At 70.5% G+C, this 26,805-nt stretch carries 21 protein-coding genes and 2 pseudogenes; 14 read left to right on the top strand and 9 right to left on the bottom strand.

The window, feature by feature from the left end:
- The first annotated feature begins 1,524 nt into the window (after positions 1-1,524).
- Both ABZ471_RS30200 and ABZ471_RS30205 read left to right on the top strand, forming a co-directional pair.
- Positions 1,525-3,393 carry a DNA/RNA non-specific endonuclease gene (locus ABZ471_RS30200; protein ID WP_359070777.1) on the top strand — a complete coding sequence of 623 codons (1,869 nt, stop codon included), beginning with the start codon at positions 1,525-1,527 and terminating at the stop codon, positions 3,391-3,393.
- Positions 3,394-3,869: 476 nt separating this feature from the next.
- The gene (locus ABZ471_RS30205) at positions 3,870-5,303 is read left to right on the top strand and encodes a hypothetical protein (protein ID WP_359070779.1); all 1,434 of its coding nucleotides are present in this window, start codon (positions 3,870-3,872) and stop codon (positions 5,301-5,303) included.
- Between the two features lie 13 nt (positions 5,304-5,316).
- Here the strand turns inward: ABZ471_RS30205 and ABZ471_RS30210 are convergent, their stop codons facing one another.
- The 3 genes from ABZ471_RS30210 to ABZ471_RS30220 all read right to left on the bottom strand — a co-directional run bounded on the left by ABZ471_RS30210 (position 5,317) and on the right by ABZ471_RS30220 (position 6,813).
- Positions 5,317-5,547 (bottom strand): hypothetical protein, encoded by a 231-nt coding sequence (locus tag ABZ471_RS30210; protein WP_359070781.1) that lies wholly within the window; start codon positions 5,545-5,547, stop codon positions 5,317-5,319.
- A gap of 83 nt (positions 5,548-5,630) precedes the next feature.
- Positions 5,631-6,314, bottom strand: a complete 684-nt coding sequence (locus ABZ471_RS30215) for an HAD family hydrolase (protein WP_359070783.1) — start codon at positions 6,312-6,314, stop codon at positions 5,631-5,633.
- 301 nt (positions 6,315-6,615) lie between these two features.
- Positions 6,616-6,813 carry a hypothetical protein gene (locus ABZ471_RS30220; protein WP_359070785.1) on the bottom strand — a complete coding sequence of 66 codons (198 nt, stop codon included), beginning with the start codon at positions 6,811-6,813 and terminating at the stop codon, positions 6,616-6,618.
- 324 nt (positions 6,814-7,137) lie between these two features.
- Here ABZ471_RS30220 and ABZ471_RS30225 point away from each other — a divergent pair, with 324 nt between their 5' ends.
- The 6 genes from ABZ471_RS30225 to ABZ471_RS30250 all read left to right on the top strand — a co-directional run bounded on the left by ABZ471_RS30225 (position 7,138) and on the right by ABZ471_RS30250 (position 15,776).
- Positions 7,138-8,583 carry a gluconokinase, GntK/IdnK-type gene (locus ABZ471_RS30225; protein ID WP_359070787.1) on the top strand — a complete coding sequence of 482 codons (1,446 nt, stop codon included), beginning with the start codon at positions 7,138-7,140 and terminating at the stop codon, positions 8,581-8,583.
- A gap of 89 nt (positions 8,584-8,672) precedes the next feature.
- The gene (manD, locus tag ABZ471_RS30230; RefSeq protein ID WP_359070789.1) at positions 8,673-9,914 is read left to right on the top strand and encodes a D-mannonate dehydratase ManD; all 1,242 of its coding nucleotides are present in this window, start codon (positions 8,673-8,675) and stop codon (positions 9,912-9,914) included.
- A gap of 531 nt (positions 9,915-10,445) precedes the next feature.
- Positions 10,446-11,579: a gala protein gene (locus ABZ471_RS30235; RefSeq protein ID WP_359070790.1), complete on the top strand. Its 1,134-nt coding sequence runs from the start codon at positions 10,446-10,448 to the stop codon at positions 11,577-11,579.
- Entirely contained in the window at positions 11,576-13,369 is a 1,794-nt protein-coding gene (locus ABZ471_RS30240; RefSeq protein WP_359070792.1) for an ankyrin repeat domain-containing protein, read from the top strand. The genes ABZ471_RS30235 and ABZ471_RS30240 overlap by 4 nt, the downstream gene beginning before the upstream one ends.
- Positions 13,303-14,577: an AAA family ATPase gene (locus tag ABZ471_RS30245; protein ID WP_359070794.1), complete on the top strand. Its 1,275-nt coding sequence runs from the start codon at positions 13,303-13,305 to the stop codon at positions 14,575-14,577. The genes ABZ471_RS30240 and ABZ471_RS30245 overlap by 67 nt, the downstream gene beginning before the upstream one ends.
- Before the next feature lie 11 nt (positions 14,578-14,588).
- A complete protein-coding gene (locus ABZ471_RS30250) occupies positions 14,589-15,776 on the top strand; it encodes a VWA-like domain-containing protein (protein WP_359070795.1) in 1,188 nt (395 codons plus the stop codon).
- A gap of 117 nt (positions 15,777-15,893) precedes the next feature.
- On the opposite strand, the pseudogene ABZ471_RS30255 reads toward ABZ471_RS30250, so the two are convergent.
- From ABZ471_RS30255 to ABZ471_RS30270, 4 genes and pseudogenes are all read right to left on the bottom strand, one after another.
- A pseudogene (locus tag ABZ471_RS30255) lies at positions 15,894-15,989 on the bottom strand (IS5/IS1182 family transposase); the annotation flags it as partial.
- Positions 15,990-16,210: 221 nt separating this feature from the next.
- Positions 16,211-16,408: a hypothetical protein gene (locus ABZ471_RS30260; RefSeq protein WP_359070876.1), complete on the bottom strand. Its 198-nt coding sequence runs from the start codon at positions 16,406-16,408 to the stop codon at positions 16,211-16,213.
- Between the two features lie 342 nt (positions 16,409-16,750).
- Entirely contained in the window at positions 16,751-17,668 is a 918-nt protein-coding gene (locus tag ABZ471_RS30265) for a hypothetical protein (RefSeq protein ID WP_359070797.1), read from the bottom strand.
- Positions 17,669-17,674: 6 nt separating this feature from the next.
- A complete protein-coding gene (locus ABZ471_RS30270; protein ID WP_359070798.1) occupies positions 17,675-18,271 on the bottom strand; it encodes a hypothetical protein in 597 nt (198 codons plus the stop codon).
- A 154-nt stretch (positions 18,272-18,425) separates the two neighbouring features.
- On the opposite strand from ABZ471_RS30270, the gene ABZ471_RS30275 reads away from it, so the two are divergent.
- On the top strand, positions 18,426-22,202 hold the full coding sequence (locus tag ABZ471_RS30275; RefSeq protein ID WP_359070800.1) for a CHAT domain-containing protein: 3,777 nt from the start codon (positions 18,426-18,428) through the stop codon (positions 22,200-22,202).
- Between the two features lie 84 nt (positions 22,203-22,286).
- On the opposite strand, the gene ABZ471_RS30280 is transcribed toward ABZ471_RS30275, so the two are convergent.
- On the bottom strand, positions 22,287-23,186 hold the full coding sequence (locus ABZ471_RS30280; RefSeq protein ID WP_359070801.1) for a helix-turn-helix transcriptional regulator: 900 nt from the start codon (positions 23,184-23,186) through the stop codon (positions 22,287-22,289).
- Positions 23,187-23,434: 248 nt separating this feature from the next.
- Between ABZ471_RS30280 and ABZ471_RS30285 the strand changes: the two genes are divergently transcribed.
- From ABZ471_RS30285 to ABZ471_RS30305, 5 genes and pseudogenes are all read left to right on the top strand, one after another.
- Positions 23,435-24,451 (top strand): zinc-dependent alcohol dehydrogenase family protein, encoded by a 1,017-nt coding sequence (locus ABZ471_RS30285; protein ID WP_359070803.1) that lies wholly within the window; start codon positions 23,435-23,437, stop codon positions 24,449-24,451.
- A 53-nt stretch (positions 24,452-24,504) separates the two neighbouring features.
- Positions 24,505-24,639: pseudogene (locus ABZ471_RS30290) on the top strand (cyclophilin-like fold protein); the annotation flags it as partial.
- 195 nt (positions 24,640-24,834) lie between these two features.
- Entirely contained in the window at positions 24,835-25,524 is a 690-nt protein-coding gene (locus ABZ471_RS30295; protein WP_359070874.1) for an MFS transporter, read from the top strand.
- Entirely contained in the window at positions 25,521-25,853 is a 333-nt protein-coding gene (locus ABZ471_RS30300) for a cupin domain-containing protein (RefSeq protein ID WP_359070805.1), read from the top strand. The genes ABZ471_RS30295 and ABZ471_RS30300 overlap by 4 nt, the downstream gene beginning before the upstream one ends.
- A gap of 75 nt (positions 25,854-25,928) precedes the next feature.
- Positions 25,929-26,090, top strand: coding sequence for a hypothetical protein (locus ABZ471_RS30305; protein ID WP_359070807.1), 162 nt, complete (start codon positions 25,929-25,931; stop codon positions 26,088-26,090).
- Between the two features lie 272 nt (positions 26,091-26,362).
- On the opposite strand, the gene ABZ471_RS30310 is transcribed toward ABZ471_RS30305, so the two are convergent.
- Positions 26,363-26,548 (bottom strand): hypothetical protein, encoded by a 186-nt coding sequence (locus tag ABZ471_RS30310; RefSeq protein ID WP_359070809.1) that lies wholly within the window; start codon positions 26,546-26,548, stop codon positions 26,363-26,365.
- Between the last annotated feature and the right edge of the window lie 257 nt (positions 26,549-26,805).

A 26,805-nucleotide genomic window follows, 5' to 3' on the forward strand; every position in this document is an offset into this window, starting at 1 on the left:
CTGCTTGACGCTGTCTTTTTGTCCGTTCGGGTTTTGTCGCTCGCGGTGCCCGCCCCGACCTTGCAGGTCGGGGCGGCCACCCTCGTTCACGGTTGCCCCTGACCTTTCTGAGGTCAGTTCCGGCAGCCGCACCCTGACACGAAGTTGCCTCGGCCATGGTGAGGGTGAGGTCGACCGAAGACTCTGCCGGCTTACACGAGGCATCGACGCCGCAGCAGGCGTCGCTCAACTCGGCGCCTGGGTAGGCGCCTTCGGCGTTCGCTGACTTCGTGGCGCACACGATTGCGGAGTTCCGGCGGAGCTGTTGGCTGCACCGCGTGCACACAGGACCCTCATCGGGAGCCCGGCCGGGTGCAGGTGGCGCAAGAGCAGAGGGTGACGTCCGCAGAATCGACCACGCCCGCGTCCCCGGGGGTCGTCGGCCAAGTTCCTTCCGGGCCGCCCGGCTCGGCTCACGTCCGCGCCATCGCCGCCCGCCTGCCACCTCGCTCAGCCTCGGGCTTCGCGATCCCGCTGAGCGCCACAGGCGGACCGGGAGCGATGAGACATCACCCTTCAGTCCCACCAGTTGAACAGCAGGTCGCTCAACACCTCGGGGCGCCGGTAACGGATCTGAGCAAGCTCTGCTTCCGCCGGCTCGGTCACGTCCACCTGCGACGTCGGTGTGCTCAGTTCCTCAACGTGCAGGCAGCGGATACCGGCAACCCCGAGGTCGTCCGCCCACGGCGGCGGGTCGACGAAGCCTGACAGCGGCTGTCCTGGAACAGGGGGTGCGCCGGCGAAGGCGACAACCGGCAGGTGCGCGTGACGCAGAACGACTTAGGCCTTCGCGCGGCTGGTGATGGTGAGCGCGTGGAAGCTGGACGCCCCCGGCCAAGGCGAGCTCGCTGACACAGCCACCAGTCCGTTTTGCCGCTTCCCTGCAGACGCTGCGAAAGCGCGTCACATCCGTCGCCGAAGCCAGTTCGTCACCGTGACCCCAGACCCCAGTCGCTCCGCGCTCCAGCCGCATCGGCTCTCCTTCTTCCCCGCGAGGAGAGCCTGCCACAGCAAGATCAATGGTCAGACGCGACCTGACTGAACACCGCCACGCCTGCGCACGGCTGGGCCCTTCACCCTGCACTCGGCGCTTCCGGGGCCCTCGGTGATCGCCTGACCGCGGCTGCGGCAGCCGTGCCTGGTGCGGTCTCCCGTCGATCTGTGCCCCCAGGTTGTCAAGCCACGAGTTGGCGTGACGTGACCCGCTTCTGTTGATAGGGCGCAATGGAGTCATCGACGCAGGCAGAACGCGGGCGGATCGCCCGTCGCCTCGTTCGTCGGTCTCCGAACGGCCTGCCGTGAGACGCGCCTCATCAGGGCGGTCCTCGCGCGACTGTCCGCCTGGCGGCCTACATCGCAAATTCTGTAACTGAACTACAACCCAACGTAGCGATCGAACGGTTGTTCGGGTACTCGCCGCGCCCACTTCGGGCTCGCCTGCGGATGCCCGCGCGCCGTCTCCTCTGATGAACGGATATCCCTGGCATGGCCACTAACAACAAGAAGTCCACGTCGCCTCGGAAGAACGGCGGTCCCGCCGAGGACGAGCTGATCGCGTCGCTCCGCCAGTACGTCCGTGCCCGCGGGCCGGAGCTGCTGAAGGATCCGAACGTCACCTCGGTCGGCATCGGCCGCAAGGTCACCGGTGGCAAGCGCGGCAAGCAGGTCGTGCTGCAGTTCACGGTGGAGAGCAAGGCTGAGGCGGAGCATCTGGAGGCGCTGGGCGCAGCTGTGATCCCTCCGACGGTCACGGTGGACGGGGCGGAGATACCCACCGACGTCATCGAGCGCAGCTATGACGCACACTTCCGCACGCTGGCCGAGGTGGAGTCGCCGGCACGCAAGGTCCGGCAGGACCCGATCGCGCCCGGCGTGAGCGTCGGAGCGGTCACGGTGACGGCGGGCACGATCGGCTGCGTCGCCTTCGACAAGACCGACGGCACCCCCTATGTGCTGAGCAACTGGCATGTCCTGCACGGCCCGGACGGGAAGCTGGGGGCAGAGGTCGTCCAGCCCGGTCCGCACGACGACAACCGCATCGCCCGCAACCGCCTGGGTGTACTCAAGCGTTCCCACCTCGGGCTGGCCGGCGACTGTGCGGTCGCCACCATCGAGGACCGCTCGTTCGTCCAGGAGATCTTCGAGCTCGGGGCGGTGCCCAAGGAGCTGGGGGAGCCTGAGCTTGACGACAAGGTCGTCAAGAGCGGGCGGACCACCGGGGTCACGCACGGCATCGTCCGCCGTATCGACACCATGGTCAAGATCAACTACGGCGGTGACGTCGGCGTCAAGACCATCGGCTGCTTCGAGATCGGCCCTGACCCCGACCATCCGGCGGACGACAACGAGATCAGCATGGGCGGCGACTCCGGCGCGCTGTGGTTGTTCAAACAGGCAGACGGCCGCCCGAGCACGGTCATGGCCGGGCTGCACTTCGGCGGCGAGGCTCCGGGCGAATCCGACGAGCATGCCCTGGCCTGCCTGCCTGCCCGGGTGTTCAAGAAACTCGAGATCACTCTGACGCCGCCGCGCCCCGAAGACGCCGAGACCATCGAGGGCTACGACCCTGACTTCCTCGGCGAGCGCATCGAGGCGCCACAGCTGGGCGCCGGCCTCGTCCGGGACGCGGTCCTTCTGGACGGCTCCCAGGTCATTCCCTACACCCACTTCTCGCTCACGCTCAGCAAGACGCGACGGTTCCCGTTCTGGGTCGCCTGGAACGTCGACGGCGGCTCACTGAAGAAGCTCAGCCGCACCAACACCTTCGTCAAGGATCCCCGCCTGCCCGCCAAAGCCCAGGTGGGCAACGAACTGTATGCGAACAACCGGCTGGATCGCGGTCACATCGCCCGCCGTGCCGACCTGCTGTGGGGCAGCCTCGCGGAGGCCAAGAAGGCCAACACGGATTCCTTCTTCTACACCAACATCACCCCGCAGATGGACGACTTCAACCAGAGCGCCAAGAACGGTCTGTGGGGCGAGCTCGAGGACGCCGTCTTCGCCGACGTCGACGTCGACGACCTCAAGGTCAGCGTGTTCGGCGGGCCCGTCTTCCAGGACGACGACCGTGTCTTTCGCAACGTGCGGATCCCCCGCGAGTTCTGGAAGGTCATCACCTTCACCGAGCGCGGCGAGCTGAAGGCCAAGGCGTTCCTGCTCACTCAGAACCTCAACCAGCTCGAAGCCCTCGAACTCGACGAGTTCCGCGTCTTCCAGGTCACCCTCGGTGAACTCGAGGACCGCACCCACCTCCGCTTCCCCGCCGCCCTCCACCAGGGCGACACCCTGAAGGTTCCGGAAGCGGCGGCCGATCGAGTCCCCCTCGACAGCCTCGCCGACATCCGGTGGGACTAGCCGCGCGGGCCGCAGGTTCCTGTACAGCCATCAATATGGGGCCGTAGCAGACTGGCGGGGCAATCATGAGCAGGGCGCACGATGCGTGCGCCCGGCTCACCCTGCCTCGGTCGACCTGGTGGTCGCGCCACTCGGCATGCTCAAGGCCGGCGCCTCGGCGAACATCAGCAGGATCTGGCCGCGACCCTCACGAAGACCTTGAACGCGGCGGGCTTCCTCCAGTACCCGCCGCATGGCACCGTCACCCGTCCGGCCGACATCGCTTCGCCGGGTCCGGTGGCAGTGCGCACCAGCCACAGGCCAAGAGCGACCGCCCACTCGTCTGCTGCCGCCGCTGTCCCCAGGAGGCCCCACCTGCCTCTGTTCGAATTGACGCCGGGGTAGCGGGGCCTCGTACTGAGCATGAGGGAATCTTGGTCGAGAGATTCCCCGTCGTGAACCCCTCATCCGCAAACTCTCCCCCTCAGGGAACCGCCATGACGGTGCAGCAACAGCAAGCGATGATCCCGACTGTTCTGGTGTACGAGGACGACCCCGGCTTTCCGCCGCGGGTGAACATGCCCGTACCGCATCCCGTTCCACAGCTCGACACACAGCCCTTCCCGACGGCCATCGCGGAGACCACTCCGCAGCCCGACAGCGCCGGTCCGGGCACCGAGGCGTTCCGCTACTGGGTGGCGGCCGATGCACTCAGCCGGGCCGGCCAGACCTGGGGTCCGCTGGTTCCGGCGGGAACGCAATGGCACCCCAGGGTCGGACGCGCGCTGACCGCACACCTCAACGCAGGAAACGACCTCAACGCCTTCTACGACCGCAAAGGCCTGTGGTTCTTCCGCAGCACGGTCACAGGCGTCACCGTCGCCACCTGCGAGAGCAACGAGATCGTCGAGCACGAGACGGGACACGCGATCCTCGACGCCCTGCGCCCTCAGCTGTTCAACGCGGCAAGCGCTGAGGCGGCCGCCCTGCACGAGGCATTCGGTGACATCAGTGCGCTGCTGAGTTCACTCCAGCTGGAATCGCTGCGGATCCTGGTGCTGGCCGAGACACAGGGCAACCTCGAGCTGTCTTCGCGGATGTCGAGGATGGCCGAGCAACTGGGCTGGGCCATCCGCCAGGGCCACCCGAACGCCGTCGACCCGGACTGCCTGCGCAACCTGTCGAACAGCTTCTTTTACAGCGACCCTGTGCAGCTGCCCCCGAACGGACCCGCGAGCATGCTGTCCAGCGAGCCGCACTCGTTCTCCCGAGTGTTCAGCGGCGCATTCCTGAAGATCGTTGCCGGGATCTTCCGCCAGCAGGATCTGCAGGACCAGGCCGGTCTTGCCAGGGCGGGGGAGATCGCGGGACAGCTGCTGGTAGATGCTGTGGTGGCCGCGCCCGTGGTGTCCGCCTACTACGCGCAGGTCGCGGGTCACATGATCGCCGCGGACCAGCGCCGCAACGGCGGCAAGTACGGTCGGTCCCTTCGCTCGGCGTTCATCCGCCACGGCATCCTCTCCCTGGAGGCCGCCGCGGCCGTCACCGGGCCGGAGGTGGCACGCCGAGGTGCCGGAATCGCCGAGGCGACGCCGGGCGGTGGTGACGACGAGGGGCTCACTGAGGTCACGATCCACGGTGCGACGTACGGTGTCACCCAGCCCCTCACCCTGTCCGCCCCCGCCGAGGAACGACGGTTCGGCATCGCGGGTTCCGACCCCGCCGGCGGCTCGGTGCGCCCCGCCGACCCCGAACGGGTCGCGACGTCGTACCTCGAGGACCTCTTCCGCCGCGGCCGTGTCCAAGTACCCGAGGAGCACCGCACCGAGGCCGCATTCATCGACGACGACCCCTCCCGACTCAAGACGCACGAGATCACCCGAAGCGAGACGGGTGAGGGACTCGCCCTGGTCCGGCGGTGCTTCGACTGACAAGTGAGCTGAATCAGCGGTGAAAGCGCAGACGGCGGGCGGTGAGCCGTCCGTCGTCCTCGCGCTTGATGACGTGCGTAGTACGCGGTGTCGGCTCCTCACCCTCGAACACCGCCTCGCCCCGCGCCAGTAGGTCGTCGATGAACTTCTCGGCCGCTCGGCGCTCGGCGTCATCGGGGTCGGCGTCGTCTCCTTGCCTGCCTGCGCCGGTACCCCTCTGACTTTCCTCATCATTTGCACTCATACCGGGCACTCTATTCCGCTGACGGCCGGATGCCCGCCCGAGGACTGACTGCGCGACCCCCGGGAGCGGCGTCGGCCGGCTGTCTAGGGGGCTTCATGAGGGGCGTCCGCGAGCGCATCGGGTGCCGAGACCGCTTGGTCGTCCCGATTCGGGACGGCCGCAGTCTCATCCACCGGTCCGCGCACGTGAACCCTGAAACCGGCATGGTTGAGTGCTTCGGCCCCTCGCATGGTCACCATGACGAGCGCGAGCTGCTCGGAGACGATCTGCACGACAACGGCCTCGGCCTCGTCCACTGCCGCGGTCAACTCGGCCGGGCCCGGACCCTCCTGTAGCTCGATCCGTGACCGGTGCACGGTACGGCTTTCCAACGCAGCGAAAGCGAACACCGGGTGGGCCGCCGTACGCATCCCCGCCTCCCGTGCGAACGCGCGCTCCTGGGCGTCCTCGCCCACGAAGACACATTCGTCGGCCGCCGCCCCAGTGCTCGCGACTGCCTCGTCGAAGATCCTGCGACTGTCTTTCACACCCCAGTGAACAAGTGCCTCTTCCATAAAACGGCCGGGAAACGTTTCGTGCAGCGCGGCCTCCGCGCGGGCGGCGGCACCGTTGCCCGGCCCGGGGTTGGAGATGATGCCCTCGCGGACCCCGCGGAGTGCGTCGAGCAGTGCCATGACGCGCGGTCGGGCCTGAAGTGTCAGGGAGCCATCGGGTTCCATGCGGGCATCCGCGAGGGTTGCCCCGATGTCGAAGAAGATCACGGACATGAGAAGTGCCTGCCCGCGGTGAGCGCATCTAGTCGGGACCGCCCGGGTGAAGGGCACACGATGCGAACTGCCGATCCGGGAGACACATCAGGAGGCTCTTCGGATCTCGTTCGCGTACGGCCTACTCCGTGGGTGGCCCGTTCAACCGGTTGCGAGGTGCGGCCCGACCTGCAGACAGCACGGGGACGGACGGCACCGCGACCCGCCCCGCCCACGGGAGGCAAAGCCTGTACAACACCCCGAACCCATCAGGGGCTTCGAGTGGAATCAACCCGACGAGCCGAAGTCAGTAGCCAGTGTTTCAGAGCAGCAGCGGAAGACTCACAAGGGCTGCGCCGCTCGCTCCGAGCGCCGCCAGGAGTGAGGCCGGCCAGTTGCGGGACTGGGCGTACGTCAGCAGTCCTGCCAGCAAGCCCGCGACCACCGCGGCTAAGAGGATGAGCGCCCAGCGCAGTGACAACCGCTCCGGCGGAGGCGTGGGTGAGGTCGGTTCGGGCATGCGGCTCTCCTGCGGCTGCGTCAGAACGGGGACGAGGCAGCCCTCTGTCAGCTGCCGCGCATCGATACCGGTCATGTGACGGCGCACGTCCACTCGCCGTGGCCGGTTCTCGGCATTACCGAAACCTTTCGAATGGGTGACCACGGTACTCATGTGATCTAGGTCAGAGAAGGCTTCTGATACCTCATCAATCGGCCTCTGAGGCGCACGGGGGCGGTAGAGAGGCGCGGAATGCTCCGGCGTGCGCCCCAAAGGCATTTTGCGCTCCTTTCGGCGGCGTTCAGACGGATGACCAGAACGACTCTGTGATTTAGCATCTCCGCCATGACTGGTCCCGAAGTCGACCTGCCCGAAGGATCCGAGGACGCGTTACGGGGCTCCACCGCGAGGGTGGTGGAGCGACTGGGTTGCCAGATCGTGGCAGGCGGCAAACCCCGCGACCACCACCTCACTGTGGACGCCGTCACGCATGAGTTCGAGGTCACCCGGCCCATGGCCCGCGAGGCCCTGCAGACGCTGCACCAGAAGGGCCTGGTGAATCTGCAGCCGCGGATCGGGGCCACCGTCCAGGCGCTGGAACGGTGGGACCTGCTGGACCCCGACGTGATCGCGTGGCGTCTGGAGGTGGCCCCCGACAGCCAGATGCGGTCACTGACCGAGTTGCGAGAGGTGATCGAGCCCCGCGCGGCCAGGCTGGCCGCCCTGAGCCGGTCTGCGGAGATCTGCCACGACCTCACCAGCCACGCCCGCACCCTGCTCGCCCTGAGCGAGGACCCGGACTTCGCGCAGCCACGGAAAGGCGCGGCGATCCGGCAGCGCTTCAGGGACGTGGACGCAGCCTTCCACCGGACTCTCCTGGCCGGCTCGCGCAACGAGTTGTTCGTGCGCCTCTCCTATCCGGTCGTCATGGCGTTGAACCACCGCATCGACCGGGACTGGGCCGGTGCTCACCAGGAGGCGGTGATCACGCCGACGCGGGCTGTCGTCGGAGCCGACACCGTCCAGAGCTATCCCACCCGGCCGGAGCCGATCGCCATGTGGTTGCACATGGGGCTGGCCTACGCCATCGACCAGGGCCTGGCCACGGCCGCCGAGGCCTTCGCGGAGGCTCTCCTCGCCGAGATCCGAAGCGGACGACTGCACGATCCCGGCGTACGCGACCGGCTGCGGGCGGGCCTGGACCTCTTCAACACCAACGGCCTGCCACCTGCTCATCGAGCCGGCTTCGAGGAGGCCATGGCCGGTTTGTTCCACGCCCGGCGCGCACCCGTCGTCGTCATGGGCGTCAGCGGATGCGGCAAGAGCACGGTGGGCCGGTACCTGGCGGAGTCGCTCAGGGTGCCGTTCGAGGAGGGAGACTCCTTTCATCCCAGGCGCAATGTTCAGTCGATGGAGAACCGCACCCCTCTGGACGACCGCAGCCGTAGTCCGTGGCTGGCCGCCATCGCGGGCCGCATGCGGGCGGCGGGCGCGGAGGAGGGGCTGGTGATCACCTGCTCCGCACTCAGACGCATCTACCGGGAGTTGCTGCGAGTGGCCCGGCCCGATGCGGTCTTCGTGCACCTGACGATCGACCGGGACACGGCGACTTCCCGTGTGCAGGGGAGGAAGTCGCACTTCATGCCCGCCTCCCTCGTGTCGTCGCAGTTCGAGGACCTGGAACCACTCGAGGACGACGAGGCCGGGATGACCGTCGACGCGACCCAGCCGGTCGAACGCATCGTCGCCGAGGTGCAGACCGAGCTGGTCCGGCGCACCCGGGGTCACTGAACCCGGTTTTGTCTCTGCGTCGCCGCCGCACACGGGAGCCGTGCTCCCTGAGAGGACCGACCGAACCGCCGGAAAGAGGGGGATCCTCCATGCAGATCATGTCCGCCGAGGTGATCGTCACCAGCCCGGGACGGAACTTCGTCACTCTCCGCGTCACCACCGAGGACGGCATCGTCGGCCTCGGCGACGCCACGCTCAACGGCCGCGAGCTGGCCGTCCATTCCTACCTGGACAGTCATGTCGTTCCTCTGCTCATCGGGAGCGACGCCTCCCGCATCGAGGACACCTGGCAGCACCTCTACCGAGGGGCGTACTGGCGGCGCGGCCCCGTGACCATGGCGGCCATCGCGGCCGTGGACACGGCGCTGTGGGACATCAAGGCCAAGTGCGCAGGGATGCCCCTGTACCAGCTCCTCGGCGGTGCGTCCCGCACCGGCGCTCTCGCCTACGGACATGCCTCCGGCCGCGATGTGCCCGAACTGCTCGACTCCATACGTGCGCACCAGGAGCAGGGCTACCGTGCCATCCGCATCCAGACCGGGATCCCCGGCTTCGAATCGGTGTACGGCGTCGCCTCGTCGAGCGCCGGCGGCGGAGACCGCTACGACTACGAGCCCGCGCGCCCCACCACCGGCGAATGGTCCCGGCCGACCGTGGAGACCTGGGACACGCGCGCGTACCTACGGCACCTGCCCGGCGTCTTCGAGGCCGTTCGGGCGGAGTTCGGCCCGGAACTCCCGTTGCTGCACGACGGACACCACCGGATGACACCGATCCAGGCCGCCCGGTTGGGCAAGGCACTGGAACCGTACGACCTGTTCTGGCTGGAGGACGCCACACCCGCGGAGGACCAGGCGGCCCTGCGCCTGATCCGGCAGCACACGACGACACCGCTGGCCATCGGCGAGGTCTTCAACTCCGTGTACGACTACACCACGTTGCTGAGCGAGAGGCTGATCGACTACGTGCGCTCCGCGGTGACCCACACCGGCGGCGTCACCGCGATGAAGAAGCTGCTCGACCTGGCGGCCGTCTACGGTGTCAGGTCCGGGATGCACGGCCCCACCGACATCTCCCCGGTGGGCATGGCCGCCGCCCTCCATCTGGACCTGGCCGTACACAACTTCGGCATCCAGGAGTACATGCGGCACTCCGAGCGGACCCTGGAGGTGTTCCGAACCTCCTACCGCTTCGAGGAGGGACTGCTGCATCCGTCCGACACGCCGGGTCTGGGCGTCGACCTCGATCTCGAAGCAGCGCGTCATTTCCCCTATCAGCAGGCGTACTTGCCGATCAGCAGGCTGCACGACGGGACTGTGCACGACTGGTGAGGACGAGAAGGATGCCGAGGGGCGCATCGGATCGGGCACGGTCAGTGTCGGTGGGAGGGCTTGCAGCAGCAGTGTGCTGCGGCCGGTCCGGGGAGGGTGACACCACCCTGTGTGGGTGGGGATCGTAGGGGAGTGGCTGACGCCAGCAGTTCGTCAGCCCGGGAGATCCTGCGGATTCGGCGCCACCGTGGGCGCACCGGGCCGACCTGTGGCAGCCGAGCCAACGGCCTCACAGTTGCCGACGCCGTCATCACCTTTGCCGGGAGCGGCCCCCTGTGGGCCGTTCGCTCCCTGGCCGAGACCAACGGGTTCGAACGCAGAGGCGAAAGCCCGCTATGATCTCCGCGGCAAGGCTGTAGCGCAGAGGTCGTCGCGCCCAAGCATCAAGCTGGAGGACGTCGGTTCGAATCCGGCCGGCCTTGCCGCCCTTGTCGTGGAGGAAAGTCGATTGGCGTCGGTTCGTCCTGGGCGGGCGGAGGGTGATGCCGCCCTCGGCGAGCCGGGCACCGGCGATGGACCGGTGGAGTGGTGATGACGCAGCCGACACCCGTACGCTGCCCCGCGATCGAGCACCCCGACATCGCGATCAGCGATCCCGCCGCTCTGGAACCGTTGCTTGCCCGATTGCGGTCTGCGCAGCCGGTCGAGGCCGACGAGACCTTCCCGCTCGGCACGGTGCGCGCGGAAGGGCGCATCGACCTGTGCAAGCAGGGCCTCGGAGCGGGCGGCGCCGCTCGGCTGATGCCCGTCGCCGCCGCCTCTCCGCACGCCGCGCATGTCCTGCTCGGCACGAACGCCATCGGCGACGAGGGAGTGCGCGCGGTCGCCGAGGCGCTGGTCGACGGCCACGGCCTGCACACCCTCTACCTCGGCTGCAACCGCATCGGGCCCGAAGGCGTCAGCGCGCTCGCCGACACGCTGACGACGGACGGCACCGTCCGCGCCCTGTGGCTCAAGCGCAACCCGGTGGGCGACAACGGCGCCCGAGCGCTCGCCGCGATGCTCCGCCGCAACACGGCGTTGCGCACGCTCGACCTGGTCAACACCGGTCTGACCACCGACGGTCTGCGGTCCCTGCTCGACACCCTCACCAGCCGGCCCAGCCCGGTGGAACGCCTCTTCCTCGGCGGCAACGGCCTGACCGCCGACGCCGCCCCGCTACTGGCGGCGCTGATCCGTGAGGCGGGTGTGCGCGAGCTGTACCTCCCTGCCAACCACCTCGGAGACGAAGGCGCCGCGATCCTCGCCGCCGCGGCCGACCCCGCACGGCCGGTGCGCCTCGGTCTGGGCGGCAACGGGATCGGTCCCGTCGGGGCCCGGGCACTCGCCGACTCCCTCGGCGGGATCGAGACACTCGACCTGGGCCGCCCGCCGTCGGAACGCAGCCTCGGCGCCCCCGCCAACACCACCGGCGACGAAGGCGCCCACGCGCTGGCCGCCGCCCTGCCGGGCAGCCCGCTGCGCCGCCTGGAGCTGTGCCACACCGGCCTGACCGGCCGGGGCGCCAAGACACTGCTCGCGGCGGTTCCCGACAACTCGCTGCTGGAGTACGTCGGTCTGGGGCCCGGCCTGCCCCGCAAGGTGAAACGGTCCTTCACTCAGCGTCTGCGGCCCGTCGGCAGGACGCATCCCGACCTGCGCGCGATAGGGAGTGTCTACCGTTGAGCTCCCGTAGCGAACTCCCTTGCCTGCCCCCGGACGAGGCGGCAAGCCGGCGCCGGATCCGCCGGTACGCAGTGCCCCGCTGGATGATCGAGCGCGCCACCGAACGCCGTCTGGCCGGTGACTGGCGGGGTGCCTGCGCGGCGGCGAACGTAGACATCACCTTCGACCTGTCCGACGTCGCCGACCACTGCGGCGACAACGTCGCCGCGGCCCTCGAGGACGACCTCCGCCACTTCGCCCCCGACCTGCTGCGCTGGCACCTGCCGCGCGTGCTCGGCGGACGGACCACGCTCGCCACCGACACGACGGTCGTCCTCGCGCGCTACCGCCCAAAGACAACGGACGAGGGCCGCAGAACCACGCCCTACCTGCACGTCACCACCCCTCCGATGATCGACGGACCGCAGCGGATCGCCCTGCGGTTCACAACGGTCTCGGACGAGCACGCCGCAGGCGCCTTCGGGCGGACCACCGAGGACTGGCGGTCCGCGCGGCACCTGTGGGACGCACGGCACGCCGCCGAGCTGCGTGCACGGTGCGGCGGCGACACGGACAGGCTGCCGTTCCTCCACGCCGACGCCACGCCACGAGGCACGGACGAACTGCCGACGGCCGATCCCGGCGACGGCGACCCGGCGACGCGCGCCGAGTGGACCACGCTGCTGCACCAGAAGGGCGAGACACAGGCCGCCTTCGCCGCCGCCGGCATCGAGCTGGACCTGACACCCCCGCAGAAATCGGGCTGGTACCAGGCGGATCCGGAGCGGCTCCTGGGCGGGATCCCGCTCAACCACACCCGACTGGAGCCGGAAGTCCGTCGGCAGGCGGCCGAGGGTGTCGGCGACCGCTTCCTCATCGCCGCGCACTGGCGTACCTACATCCTGCTGGAGCCCACAGGCGCCTGCGGACTGCTGGCACGAACCGTCGACCGGGACGACGTGAAGGGCGAACCCATCCTCGCCGAGGCCCTGTGGCGCCGGCTCCCCGACCTCGACCTGATGCGAGTCGGAGGCGTCGCGCCGGAGCAGCTGCATCCGCTCGTCCGCGAGGCGCTGTTCCCCGCCCTCCAGGTCCCGGAAGGCACGGTCGGCCCGCCGGCGCCGACGGCTCCCACACCCGTCCGGGTCAGGTGCCGGGACGAATGGCACGAGGTTGCCTTCCGGCCCGGCGGCCTGCTGCGCATGCCGCACAGCGACGAGGAACAACAACGCGAGCGCGCCATGCGCGCCTTCGGCGGTGCCGTCGCCGGATGCTTCGCCGTGGAACAGACGTGGACCTCCGGAGAAGGCCGCCTGCCCAAGTCGCTGCGGGCGCAACGCAGCGAACTGTTCCTGCGCGCCCAACACGGTGACACCCCCGGTGTGCTGGAGCTCTTGGACGCGGGTGTCGACCCCCGCGTGCGGGACGCCAGTGGGCGCACCCTGCTTCACGTACTGAACCTCCTCGACCACGAGACACTGCTGCCGCGGCTGCTGGCGGAGGGACTGGACCTCGAGGCCCGCGATCGGCGGGAGCGCACACCGCTGTTCGTGGCCGTCAACGACCTCGGTTCGAAGGCGCTGGTGGAGGCGCTCGTCGCCGCCGGGGCACGGATCGACGTGATCGACCAGTCCGAGCTGTCGCTCGCCCAGATCGTCCGCCGGTACAAGCGGCCCGACCTGGCCTTCCTCCGGGAACGCGTACAGGAGGAGCACCCGGGCGTCGGCGCCGAGTGGTGGGACGAATGGATGGACGAGCAGGAGCAGTACTACGCGGACGACCCCGACGACGAGGAAGAACCGGCCTCTTGAGCACCGACCGTACCGCCCCCGCCGCGCCGTCCGGCCCGCTCGCGGCCGCGGACGACCTCAACCGCAGGCTGCGCACGCGGCGGACCGAGCCCGCCGCGAACCCGCAGCTGGAGGCGCTCGCCCTCGCCGTGACGGCCAATCAGCCCGTGCTGCTGTGGGGGGAGCCGGGAATCGGCAAGTCGGCGGCCCTGGAGCAGCTCGCCGCCGGGCTCGGTCTGCCGCTGGAGACGGTCATCGCCAGCGTGCACGAGCCCTCCGATTTCGCCGGCCTGCCCATCGTCGGTGACGACCCGGCCGCAACCGGTGTGCCGATGGCTCCACCGGACTGGGCGGTCCGCCTCGCCCGGGCCGGACAGGGCCTGCTCTTCTTCGACGAACTGTCCTCCGCACCGCCGGCCGTGCAGGCAGCGCTGCTGCGGGTGGTGCTCGAACGACGGGTCGGCAGCCTGCACCTGCCGGAGGCGGTCCGTATCGTCGCCGCCGCCAACCCGCCTTCCAGTGCGGCGGACGGCTGGCATCTCAGCCCGCCGCTCGCCAACCGGTTCGTCCACCTCGAATGGACCCACGACCCCCGGACAGTCGCCCGCGGCATGGCCGGCACCTGGCCGCAGGTGACCGTGCCCGTCGTCGCTGCCGCCAAGGTGCCCGGTGCGGTCGCACGGGCCCGGGGCGCGATCTCCGGATTCCTCACGGCCCGGCCCGGACTGGTCCACCACATCCCCGGCGACGCCGAGAGCCGGGGCCGGTCCTGGCCGTCCCCCCGCACCTGGGAGATGGCACTCAAGCTGCTCGCCACCGGCTATGCGGCCGGCGTCGGCCGCGAGGCGCTGGCCGCCGCACTCACCGGCGCCGTCGGGGACGGCGCGGGCATCGAGCTGCTGTCCTACCTCGAACACCTCGACCTGCCCGACCCCGACCGGGTCCTCGCCGACCCCGACGCCTTCGCCCTGCCTGACCGCGGCGACCGGCAGCTGGCGTTCCTCATCGCGGTGGTCGCCGCCATCCAGAGCGACCTCACCCGGACCCGGTGGGAGGCCGGCTGGGCGGTGCTGGCGAAGGCCGTGGACGCGGGCGTACCGGACGTGGCCGCCCGAGCCGCCACCGACCTCGCGGCGATGCGGCACCTCGACTGGCCCGTACCGCCAGGCATCGACGGGTTCCTGGACCTGCTGCAGATGTCCGGGGCCCTGCCCGGCACCGGCCGGTGAGGCGCGCGGGGATGACGCAAAATTCCCGCTCCGCCCTGGACATGACCAAACTCCTCGCCGCCCGCTACCGGGCGGCGAGCGACCGGCCGTATCTGGCGTCGGCGTTGTACGCCCTGACCGTCGTTCCGAGCACAGAGGTCCGGACGATGGGGGTGGACCGGCACTGGCGCTGCTACGTGTCCCCTGCCTTCGTCGACGCGACGCCGGTGCCCGAGCTCGCGGGCGTCTGGGTGCACGAGGCGGCGCACCTGCTGCGCGACCACCACGGCCGGGCAGAACGGCTCCCCGCCGCCGCCCAGCGCGACTGGCACCGCGTCAACGTCGCGCAGGACTGCGAGATCAACGACGACCTCCTCGCCGACGGTCTGCGCCTGCCCGACGGACGCATGGAACCCCGCCTCTTCGGCCTCCCCGAGGGCCAGTTGTTCGAGGTGTACGTCGATCAGCTGCCGCCGCATGTGCGAGCGCCGGACTGCGGCTCGGGCGCCCACGGCCGGCCCTCGCCCTGGGAACTCCCCGAGTCCGCCGGCTCCGCACGGCTAGGCGAGGTCGAGGCGCAGGCCCTGCGGCGGCAGACCGCCGAGGCGATGCGCGCCCATCAGCGCACCCGCGGCACCCTGCCCGCGGGCTGGCAGCGCTGGGCCGAGGAGGTCCTGGAACCCACGGTCGACTGGCGGCGGGCGCTGTCCGGCGCGGTCCGGGAAGCCGCCGCATGGGCCGGCGGAGCCGTCGACTACACCTACCGCCGCCCCTCGCGCCGCACACCGGCGCTGCGTGGCGTCGTCCTGCCGAGCCTGCGCCGGCCGCTGCCGCGGGTGGCGGTCGTCATCGACACCTCGGGTTCGATGGGTGACGCCGAACTGGCCGCCGCCCTCGCGGAGGTGACGGGTGTCCTGCGCGAGGTGGGTGTACGGGGTAATCGCGTGACCGTACTCGCGTGCGACGCCGACGTGCACGCCGTGTCCCGGGTGGCGGCCACCGAGCAGATCATCCTGGGCGGCGGTGGCGGCACGGACATGCGCGTCGGTATCGAAGCAGCGCTCGCGACGCGGGACCGCCCGAGCATCGTCGTCGTCCTCACCGACGGACTCACCCCGTGGCCCGACGAGAACCCACCCTGCCGCATCATCGCGGCTTTGATCGGCCCCGCTGCACCACAGCCCCCGAGCTGGGTGGAGACGGTACGCATTCCCACCTGACGCACTGCAGTGCCGGAGCTGGCGGCGGCGAGCGGGCAGCGCACCGACACGCTCGGTCGACTCCGTCTGCCAGCACGGGCCGAACACCGACGGCAGCTGCCGCGACCTGCGCGAGGGCCAGGTGCAACCCAAGGTCGCGACGAAAATGATCGCGGCCAGCCCCTCACGGTCGTCCGCTCGCCGCTTGCCTCCGCCCTGCGGACGGACTACCGCCCGCAAACCCGCCGCAACCGCCGCTCTCCACACCCCCTGCCAGGGCACCTGACCAGACGGCCCGGGCGCGCCCGCTCCGGCCGCCGCGGATCGATCGCCTGGGCCATGGCCGCCGACGGCTACCGCCCCGACCGCTGGGACGTCACCGACGCCCTGGTTGCGCCCCAGGCATGGCCGTGATCATGTACACGCCTCACCGAAACTGACCTTGCTCCGGCCGCTCAGGTCGGCCAACTACAACGCTCAGAATGGCCAACTGCGCGGTGATGCCATTCCGGCAGGTCCTCGCGGTACTGGGCGGCCGGGACGACGACCTCAAGGCGTCCGCCGGCGGAAAGCACGGCCTCGGCGAACCACGCGTCGGTGCCGTCCGCGATGCATGAGACAGCCACCAGTTCGGCCGGGTCGTACCCGCTCACCGCCAGCGGAGCCGCCCCAGCGGGCTCAACGACGGTAGCTCAGCCCACCGACGGCCACCTCGCCCTGCGGTCCGCCCGCCCCCACCCCACGGAGGCACCCAGGGCGCACTGGCGTACGCATGTGAACCAGATGCCGTCGGCTCGGGCCGTCCGCACCCTCGGCAGCAGGGGGTCCACTTCCACGATGGTCAGATCACCCAGTACTTGGCCGGGGTGCCGGAACTGCAGGGGCGATGGGACGGTTGTGGATGTCGAGCAGGGTGTCGGGCACGGCCTGGACGGCGGCCCGCAGTTGGGTGATGAGCAGGGCGGGCGCCGCGCTGGGGCCGCGGGTCTCGAGAGCTAGCCCACGGGTGGGTCGGTGGTGAAGCGCAGAAGTTCCGGGTGGTCGGTGTCGCGGCGGTACAACTGCTGGGCCAGGGCCTGCCACAAGGCGCGTTCCGCTTCCAGGGTGGCGGGCAGGGCAAGGCCCAGCGCGGTCAGCAGGGCGCGGCGGTGGGTGTCGAAGGCGGAGCGGACGAGTTCGCCGTAGCCGAGTGCTGCGGAGACGGCCGCCCGGTAGGCGAGGATGCTGAGCAGCGGGCCCACGACGAGCGTCGGTAGCCAGATGGGCAGCGGCAGGCCAGGTGTCATAGCGAGGACCGCGGTCACCGGCACGAACGCGGCGGACAGGGCGGCGAGCACCAGGAACTGTTCGAGGGACGCTCTGGCGGCGCCCAGCGCGGACCTCAGGGAGTCCGGAAGCAGAGGGTACAGGCGCGGCCAGAAGAACACCGCGTCCATGCCGTAGCGGCGCTCGTCGGAAGCGTAGGACTCCGCGGCGCGCAGGGCGTTGCCCAGCCGGGTCGGCATCAGGTCCCGCGGCTCCGGCGGGAAGCAACGGTAACGGCGGCCGTAGTCGCGCGGATCGGTCAGCCGCAGCCGCTGCCATCTGCGCCGTTGCAGGGACACCCCGAGCCGGCCGAGGCGGCCGAAGGGATGGCGCAGCAGCCAGTACCCTTCGTACGCCCGCACCAGGGCCGGCAGCACCGCCATAGCCAGCAGCACGAAGACCAGCAGCCCGGCGACGGCGCCGGCACAGATCAGTAGCTGTCGGGCGCCGCCGAGCGCGTTCCAGCGGTCCGCCGCCCGGGACCAGCCGACGTGGGTGACGACCAGCGCGCCGATGCCCGCCCAGAAGGCGAGTGACGGCAGCAGGAGGGTGCCGACGAGCCGCTGGCCGAGCCATCCGGTGCTCTTGTCGAGCAGGCTGCCGAACATCGCTCGTCACCACACGAAGGCGTGCGCAGCGAGGGGAACAGGGTTGGGGCAGGCGGGCGGTCGGTGGGGGCGTTCGGGAAACCGCAGCACGCCGGTGCAGACGGTGTCCCCTTCGACGTAGCAGCAGGTGCGGGTCAGCATGGGGATCGTTATCTCCCCGGGCAGTTCGGCGTCCCAGTGGGTGCGCCGGACGCCCGTGGCGGCCAGGGCCATCAGGTCCGGGCCTGCCCAGACACCGGCAATCCGGCCGCCGTCCGTTGCGATCACCGCGGACCCCGGCTCGAATTCGTCCAGAAGCCGGGACGCCAGCAGATCGGCGATCCGGGTGTCCACGGAGGCGGTGATGACGGGCGGCAGTCCTGGGACGACCGCCGCGAGGTCGGCCTCGGCCGGGGCGTCCGCCAGAGCGGCGCAGGACACCGCGGAGAGCGGGACGCCGTCGCCGTCGAGGACAACCAGCCAGCGCTCGCCGTCGGCGGGCGCTGTGTCCGCGGCCCCGGCGGGGTCGCCGGCGCGCCGCAGAGCCTCCGTGACGGTGGTCGTGGCGGCCACGCCCAGCGCCTGCCGGAGCGGCCGGTCGCCGACCTTTCCGTACTCAGTCATGTGCACGCTCCCGTGCTTACCAGTGTCCGCCGTACGCGGTCCACACCGTCCGCAGCGATGCACCCGATCCGGCACCGGGGCTGGCCGCGCGCCGGGGCACGCATCCACCATGGGGACGGGACGCCGGGGGGCGCCACAGGGGGAGGGGGCGGGCATGAATGACGGCTTCGGTGACGAGGACGACGACGTCGAGACGATCTACATTCCCCAGGGGGTCGTCGACGCCGTGGTGGAGCTGGCCAACAGCTACTCCTGGGAGGAGAAACGGGCGCTCATCGAGGCGCGCGCGGGCGAACTGCTGGGGGAGTACGCCGACCTGATGGTGGGCATCCTGCTCGCCCAGTACGAGCAGGAACCCGACTTCCACGACGCGTTGACGGCGGACCGGGAACTGCTCGCCGACTGCCGTGTGTACAGCATTGCCGGGGCCTTCGCCCGCCGGGCCCGCCCCGAACGCGGGCGGGACCTCACCCCCGACGTCGTCCGGCGGCTGGCCGCGACGACCGATGAGGAGGAAGTGGTCCGCTACCTCACCACGCACCTGGCGGTCCGGCGCCTGGTGGCGGAGGCGGCGCAGTCACTGGTCCTCGCGTCCGGCCCGGTGGCCAAGCGCCGGGTCCTCGAACGTGACCGGGACCTGCTGCTGACCGCCGCGGCCGAGTTGTCACTGCGCATGGCCCACGGCGACGACCCGGACCACCAGGTCCACGCCGACCTGGTCGCCGTCGCGCGCGCGGAGGGCATCGATGCCGCCATCATGTGGGCGTACGGAGAGCTGCAGGAGGAGGACCCGACGTCCGGGCGGCACCCGGAAGTCGAGGAGATCCTGCAGGAACTGGCCTACGCGGAGCAGTACATGCCGGTCGAGCGACGGCTCCAACTGGACCACCGCGGGCTGGAACTCGTCGGGCCCGAGAGCCCGGAGTGGGCTTTCTTCCAGTGGGACATCGCCCAGTGCCTGCTCAACGACCGCTCCCGCGACCGTCCGGCCAGGGTGGAGGAAGCCATCGAACGGCTGAATGCGGCCCTCGACGCAGGCCGGGCCGCGGGACGGCATGCGGCGGTCGCCGAGATCCGTGCCCAGCTGTCGCACGCGTATCTGAACCGCGTCCGCGGCGACCTGAACGCGAACTGGGACGAGGCGGTGCGCCAGGCGGAACTGGCCGTGAAAGAGGCACCGGGGGACGCGCCGGGCCTTCTCGTCTTCGTGCACACATACGCCGCGCAGGCACGGCTCGCCCGGTCGTCCGCGCAGGACCTGGTCGAGGGGCACACCCACGCCCGCCGGGCGCTGGACCTGCTCGGCCCGGACGCCCGGCCGGTGGAGCGCGGCGCGATTCTGCAGGCCCTCGGCATGATCGCACGGGCGGGCGGCCCCGACCCGGACGACGACGGAGGTGCGGATCATCTGCGCAGGGCCGCCGCGGAGTTCGACGCCAGCGAAGCGCCCCTGGAGTGGGCCGCGGTCATGATGGAACTGGCCCGCGCCTTCTTAGAACGCGGTACCACCCTCGCGGCCGAGGACGCCGAGGAGGCTTTGACGGCGCTGCGGGAAGCCCTGGTCCGCACGGACGCAGCGGGCAGTCCCGAGCAGTGGGCGCGGGTGCACGACCTGCTCGCCGAGGTCCATCTGCGCCGTATCCACGGCGATCCGGCCGACAACATCGAGCAAGCCATCGAGCACGCCGAGCAGGCTCTGAACGTGTTCACCCGCGACGACTTCCCCGACCAGTGGGCGACCGCCACCGAACGTCTGGGGACCGCCCTCCGCCGGCGCATCGGCGGCAACCCGGTCGTCAACGCCCGCCGGGCCATCGATCACTTCACCCTGCTGGCCGCCTTCCACGCCGCCGAGGGCGAGCACGAGCTGTGGGCGTCGATGCAGGAGAAGATCGGTACCACCCACGCCAACCACCTGGCCGAGCCCGGCGTGGACCACCTCGCCCTGGCCGACGAGCACCTGCGTCGTGCCCTGAAGGTGTACGAGGAACACGGCAGGACCGCGTCGGTGGCGCAGGTGCGGACCAATCTCCTCGGGATCGGCTGGCGCCGGGTGTGGGACGGCGACCACTCCGAGGACCTGGTGCGGGAGGTCGAGGGGCACGGCGAGCACGCCCTCGCCTGGTCCGCCGAGCACGACGACCCGGACATGGCGGCCGCCGCGCACGTGGGCCTGGGTAACCTGCATCACGCCCTCGCGGGGCACACGCCCGACGATCCGCATCTCGCGGCGGCCCGTGCCCACTACGAGCAGGCGCTCGCACAGCCCCCCGAAGCCATGCGCTTCGACCTCCTCGAAACCCGACTGATCCTCGGCCGGGTCATCGCCGACCAGGGCAACGACGAGGACGCGCTCGCCGCCGACCACGCCCTGATCGCCGACGCCGAGGCCTATCTGGCGCAGACGGTGACCGACGCGGGCCGCGGCGTCGTACTCAACCATCTCGGGCGGGCCTACGAGCACGCCTCCTTTCTGGAGCTGCGGCGCGGCAGATACGCCGAGGCGCTTCGCCTGCTGGACCGGGGCCGCGCCCGGCTGCTGCTGGACGCGTTCGCCACCGAGCCGGACCCCGAAGCCCTGTCCGAGCCGGAGCACGCCTTCGTCCGGCGTGCCGAGGAACGGGTACGCCGACTGCGGGCCGAGCTGAACTCGGTGCCCGCGCCGGGGCGCGACAGCGATGCCGCACTCGGGCGGCAGCTCGCCCTCGCCCAGGCCGAGCTGGCCCGGGTCAGGGCCCTGTCGTCGGCCGACGCGGTGACGGCTGAGCCCTGGCAGCTGGTCCCGCCGGACGGTGTCCTCGTCGCCCCGTTGCTCACCTTCCACGGCTCCGCGCTGTTCGTGCTCCCCCACGGCATCGAGGAGGTGACCAGCGATCACGTGCTCGTTCTTGCCTCCGACGCCTGGAGCGAGGCGATGGACATGGTGGTGCGCTGGATGAGCGCCGGACTCGACCAGGACCTGGAACGGGCGCCCCGCTCCGCCTGGTTCGAGGCGGTCGACGAGGTCACCGACCGGCTGTGGACGGCCGCCGCCGGCCCGCTGCACCGACGGCTTCGGGACCTCGGGGTGCCGGACGGAACCCGGCTGTGGATCACCGCCTCCATCCTGTCCCATCAACTGCCGCTGCACGCTGCCCGGCGCAGCGAGGGCGGCCGGCACCGCATGCTCCTGGATGACTACGTCGTCACATACACGCCCAGCATCCAGCTGCTGCATCAGGCCCACCACCGGCTCGCGCGGCGCCCCCACGACACCCGGGCCGCGCTGTTCCTGGCCGACTCCCTCGGCGACCTGCCGTACGCGGCCGAGGAGGTCGCCACGGTCAAGGAGCTGTTCCCCGTCGATCGGCGGCTCGTCCTGACCGGCCCGGACATCGGTCGCGAGGCCGTGTTGGCTGCGGTGGCGGGCCGCCGGTACGTCCACGTGGCCTGCCACGCCTACCTGAACTGGTTCCAGCCGAACTACTCAGCCATCCCGCTCGCCGACGGCGACTACCTGACCGCGGGGGAGCTGGCCGGGCTCGATCTGTCCGAGGCGCGGCTGGTCACGCTGTCGGCGTGTCAGTCCGGCACGTCCGTCAGCCAGCACGTACCGGGTGAGTACAGCGGTCTGGCGGCGTCCCTGCTGAGCGCGGGCGCTCCCACCGTCGTCGCGACCCTCTGGCAGGTCGACGACCACGCGAGCAGTCTGCTGATGTCCCGCTTCTACGAGGAACTCAGCGGCGACGCCGGCCACGACCCGGCCCGGGCACTGCGCCTGGCCCAGCTGTGGCTGCGGGAGGCGACGCTGGCGGAGCTGACCGCGTACCAGGCCGGACGTCCGGGAGCCCGGGCCGCGGCGCGCCGCTGGCGACTGCTGGGGCTGAGGCCGCAGGACCGGCCGTACGAGAATCCGCACTACTGGGGGGCCTACACGGTGGTGGGGGCGTAGCGACACGGCTGGGCGCTCTTGTTCTGGATCAGCCGGCTGACCAAGGGAACAAGAAGCTGCGGCTGCCCTCCACGTCCTGGGCCACTACTTCGGTCGGTCGGCTGGAGATGTCTGTGGGAGCGAGGCGGTTTCCTGGGTGGCGGCCCAGGAGGCGAGCAGGCGCAGTCCCTCTTCAGAAGGGGAGGCGGGTTCGGCGGTGTAGATGGTGAGGGTGAGGCCGGGTTCGGCTGCCATGTCCAAGCCCTCGTAGGCGAGGGTGAGTTCTCCGATGGCCTGGTGGTGGAAGCGTTTGGTGCCGGTGCCGTGGTGGCGGACGTCGTGGGCGCCCCAGCGGGTGCGGAACTCGTCGCTGCGGGTGCACAGTTCGCCGACGAGATCGTGAAGGTCCTTGTCGTGGGGGTTGCGGCCGGCTTCGGTGCGCAGGATGGCGACGGCGATGTCGGCGGCCTGGTCCCAGTCGGGGTAGAAGCGCCGGGAGGCGGGGTCGAGGAAGTTGAACCGGGCGAGATTGGCCTGGTTGGTCGGAGAGGCGTAGACGTCGCTGTAGAAGGCGCGGGCGAGCTGGTTGGCGGCGAGGAGGTCCATGCGGCCGTTGCGGACGAAGGCGGGTCCGGCGGTGATGGCGTCCAGGGTCCATTGCAGGCTGCGGTGCGGGGTCCACTGCCGGGGGTTGCGGCGCCGGGGCCGGGTGAGGGCGTCGGAGCCGTCCGCGGTCTGCGCGAGGTGGAGGAGGTGGGCGCGTTCGGCGTCGTCGAGCTGCAGCGCCCGGGCGACTGCTTCGAGGACGGTGGGGGAGACCCCGGCGAGGTTGCCCCGCTCCAGCTTGGCGTAGTACTCCACGCTCATGTCGGCCAGGGCCGCGACCTCGCTGCGGCGCAGGCCCGGCACGCGACGGCGGGGGCCGGAAGGCAGTCCGGCCCGCTCCGGGGTGATCTTGGCTCGCCGCGAGGTCAGGAACTCGCGGACCTCTTCATGGTTGTCCACATCTCGACGCTACGTTCCCCTCGCCCCGACTGGGGTGTACCGCCAGTACACCCCTTGACGGTGACTCGCTGCGCGCGAGGAGAGCGGGTTACCTGGATGACGTGGTGCCTTTCCTCCGGTCGCGTACGACGACCGGCGAGGGTGCCGCGTCCGGCCGCTCGGCCAAGCGGTGCCGATGCCGGGTTTCGCAACCTGTACTCGGCGCCCGCACGACGGCGCCCCTCTCGGCACGAAAAGGAACCCCTCTCATGCGCGGAGCAGTGATCCACGCCCCCGGCGACGTCCGCTTCGAAACGCTGGACGACCCCAAGATCCTCCACCCCACCGACGCGATCATCCGTACCGCTGTGACCTGCGTATGCGGTTCCGACCTGTGGCCCTGGCGCGGTCTGGAGCCGATCGGTGATCCCCATCCGATGGGGCACGAGTACGTCGGCTACGTCGAGGAAGTCGGCTCCGAGGTCACCTCCGTCCAGCCGGGCCAGTTCGTGATCGGCTCGTTCGCCACCTCGGACAACACCTGCGCCAACTGCAGGAACGGCTTCCAGTCCAGCTGCCTGCACCGCGAATTCATGAGCACCTGCCAGGCCGACTACGTGCGCATCCCCAACGCACAGGGCACGCTGGTGGCCACCGACGGGATCCCGGGCGAGAAGCTGTGGCCGGGCCTGCTGGCCGTCTCCGACGTCATGGGCACCGGCTGGTGGGCCGCCGACGCCGCCGAGGTCAAGCCCGGCTCCACCGCCGTCGTGGTCGGTGACGGCGCCGTCGGCCTGTGCGCCGTGATCGCCGCCAAGGAGATGGGCGCGGAGCGCATCATCGCCATGAGCCGCCACGAGAGCCGGCAGCAGCTCGCCCTGGAGTTCGGCGCCACCGACGTCGTCACCGAGCGCGGCGACGAAGGCGTCGAGCGGATCAAGGACCTCACCGGCGGAATCGGCGCCGACAGCGTGCTGGAGTGCGTCGGCACTCCCCAGGCCATGCAGCAGGCCCTGCACTCCGCCCGCCCGGGCGGCAACGTCGGCTTCGTCGGCGTCCCCCACGACGTCGCCGTCGACGGCCAGGAACTGTTCTTCTCCCACGTCGGCCTGCGAGGCGGCCCCGCACCCGTACGCCGCTACCTGCCCGACCTGATCAGCCTCGTCCAGTCCGGCCGCATCGACCCGGGCAAGGTGTTCGACCTCACCCTGCCCCTGAATCAGGTCGCCGAGGGCTACCAGGCCATGGACGAGCGCCGTGCCATCAAGGCCCTCCTCAAGCCTTGACCCAAAGACCCCTCAAGGGCCCGCTCACCTGCGTGAACGCGGTCCTGCCCGGCATGCGGGCCGCACGGGACTTCGCCGCCCTGCTGCCGCTCACGCTCGATCTGGACGACTTTCAGCAGACCGAACGCGTCGCGGGCCTGCCCCGCAGGCCGAGCACCGACGATGCACCGGCCTCATCCGACCCGAAGGCGGGTGACCTGGCCTTCTACGCGCCGTGGGGAAACCTGGCCCTCTTCCACCGCGACGGCCACCCCCTCCCAGGGCCTGGTCGTCCTCGGGCACCTCACCGACCGCGACGACACCGCACGCCTGGCCTCAGCCGATCGCGTCCGCATCCAGGCCGCATCCTGACCTGCTCACCTCATAAGGAGAAGTCTCCGAGCATGTCCTTCCCCGCCGCTCCCGCGCCGGGCAAGCTGCCCTTCGTCGTGTGGGTGCTCGCCGCCGGCACCTTCCTCATGGGCACCACCGAGTTCGTCATCGCCGGGATCCTCCCGGACATCGCCCCCGACCTCGGTACCAGCGTCTCCCACACCGGGCTGCTGATCACGGCCTTCGCCGTCGGCATGATCGTCGGCGGGCCGACCATGGCCCTGGCCACCCTGCGCCTGCCCCAGCGCCTCACCCTCGTCCTCGCCCTGGCGGTCTTCGCCGCCGGGCACGTCGTCGCGGCCGTCAGCAGCTCCTTCACCGTCGTCCTGGCCGCCCGGTTCGTCACCGCGCTGGCCACCGGCGCGTTCTGGGCCGTCGGCTTCGTCATCGCCACCGCTGCCGCCGGCTCCGGCAACGCCACCCGCGCGGTCAGTGTGATGATGGGCGGCCTGACTCTGGCCAACGTCGTCGGCGTCCCGGCCGGCTCCCTGGCCGGACACGTCACCGGCTGGCGCGGACTGTTCTGGGCCCTGGCCGCGCTCGCCGTCCTCGCCGCCGCTGTGATCGCACGCTTCATTCCCCGAACGGAGCAACGCGCCCAGGTTTCGGTGCGAGCCGAGATCCGGACCCTGCGACAGGGACGTCTGTGGCTGGCAAGGCGCCGACGGAACGCTTCACCGGCGACGTATACCTCAACATGATCGAGGCCCCCGCCGAACCAGCCCGGCTGGCGACCGCCTTGGTGCGCTTCACCCCAGGCGCCCGCACCCATTGGCACTCGCACGTCAACGGCCAGATCCTCTACATCACCGACGGCGTCGGTCTGGTCGGCACCCGCGACGGCAACGTCGTACGCGTCTCCGCCGGACAGATCATCAAGTGCCCGCCCGGAGAGGAGCACTGGCACGGGGGCACCGACACGACCCTCATGGCCCACATCGCGATGGTCGTCGGCGACGCCAACGGCGACGGCACCACCTGGCTGGAACCGGTGACCGATGAGCAGTACGCCGCAGCGCTCACCGTCTGATCGCCAAGCCGAGCTGTACAACACGAAGTCGGCCACCGGCGCGGAGACCGGGCGGAGTTCGACCAGCAGCTCACCGTGGTCCCGACGCAGATCGACGACGCGATCGAGGGCGTGCGCCGCACTTGGAAGCCGGGCGACGACTGCAAGGACTGCACCAGCTCGCAGGTCCAGTGGGCGAGCAACGACGGCCTCAACACCACGCCGCACCGGGCAGTCGGCGAAGTCGGCGCCCAGTAAGCCGTGACCGCGAAGACGCAGACGATCTGGAACGGCACCGGCAAGGAGCAGTTCGACCTCGGCTGGAGCTTCCTCGTTCGACGCCGGGGACGCTCACGCCCGGACCAGCCTCGGCACCAGCGGCGACGTCCGTGTCCGGGAGCCGGCGCCGCGCTGTGACGACATCGCCGGGGGCAACATCAAAGCCGGCTGCGTCTTCCCGTTCTTCAAGCCCACCTGGACGGTCGACGCCGACCTGTACCCGGCAGCCGGAAGCGGGACTCCCTCGTCACCTACCTCGGCCCCGGCAACAACGCCGACCCGAACGGAGGCGACTGGACCAGCACCAAGAGCCGCGGCAGGGTCTGCCCCAGCAGCTGGACGCCGAACAGCGCCACGCCGAGCGGACCGTGCGACGAGTACGCACCCGCGAGCACGTACCAGAGCGGCGGCATGCCGGGCGGCCTGAACCAGGTCAACTCCGGGAACGACTGAGCCCAGCTCTACACCAAGCCGATGACCGGCGGAACGTGGGGCCTGCTCGGAGAGAACCGCGACGGCTACGCCGGCTCGAAGTGGAACGAGAAGCGCACGGCGGTATAGCGAGCCGCCTTCTGTGAAGGGCGCCCGGACCCCCTCGTACCCACCGCGGGTCGACAGCCAGGCCGGAACGAGAACGACGCGTTCGCCGGAGTCGGCGAACGCGTCGTGGAGTACCTCGAACGCACGGGCGACG

This window comes from Streptomyces sp. NPDC005728, from assembly GCF_040630895.1.
Classification (GTDB): domain Bacteria; phylum Actinomycetota; class Actinomycetes; order Streptomycetales; family Streptomycetaceae; genus Streptomyces.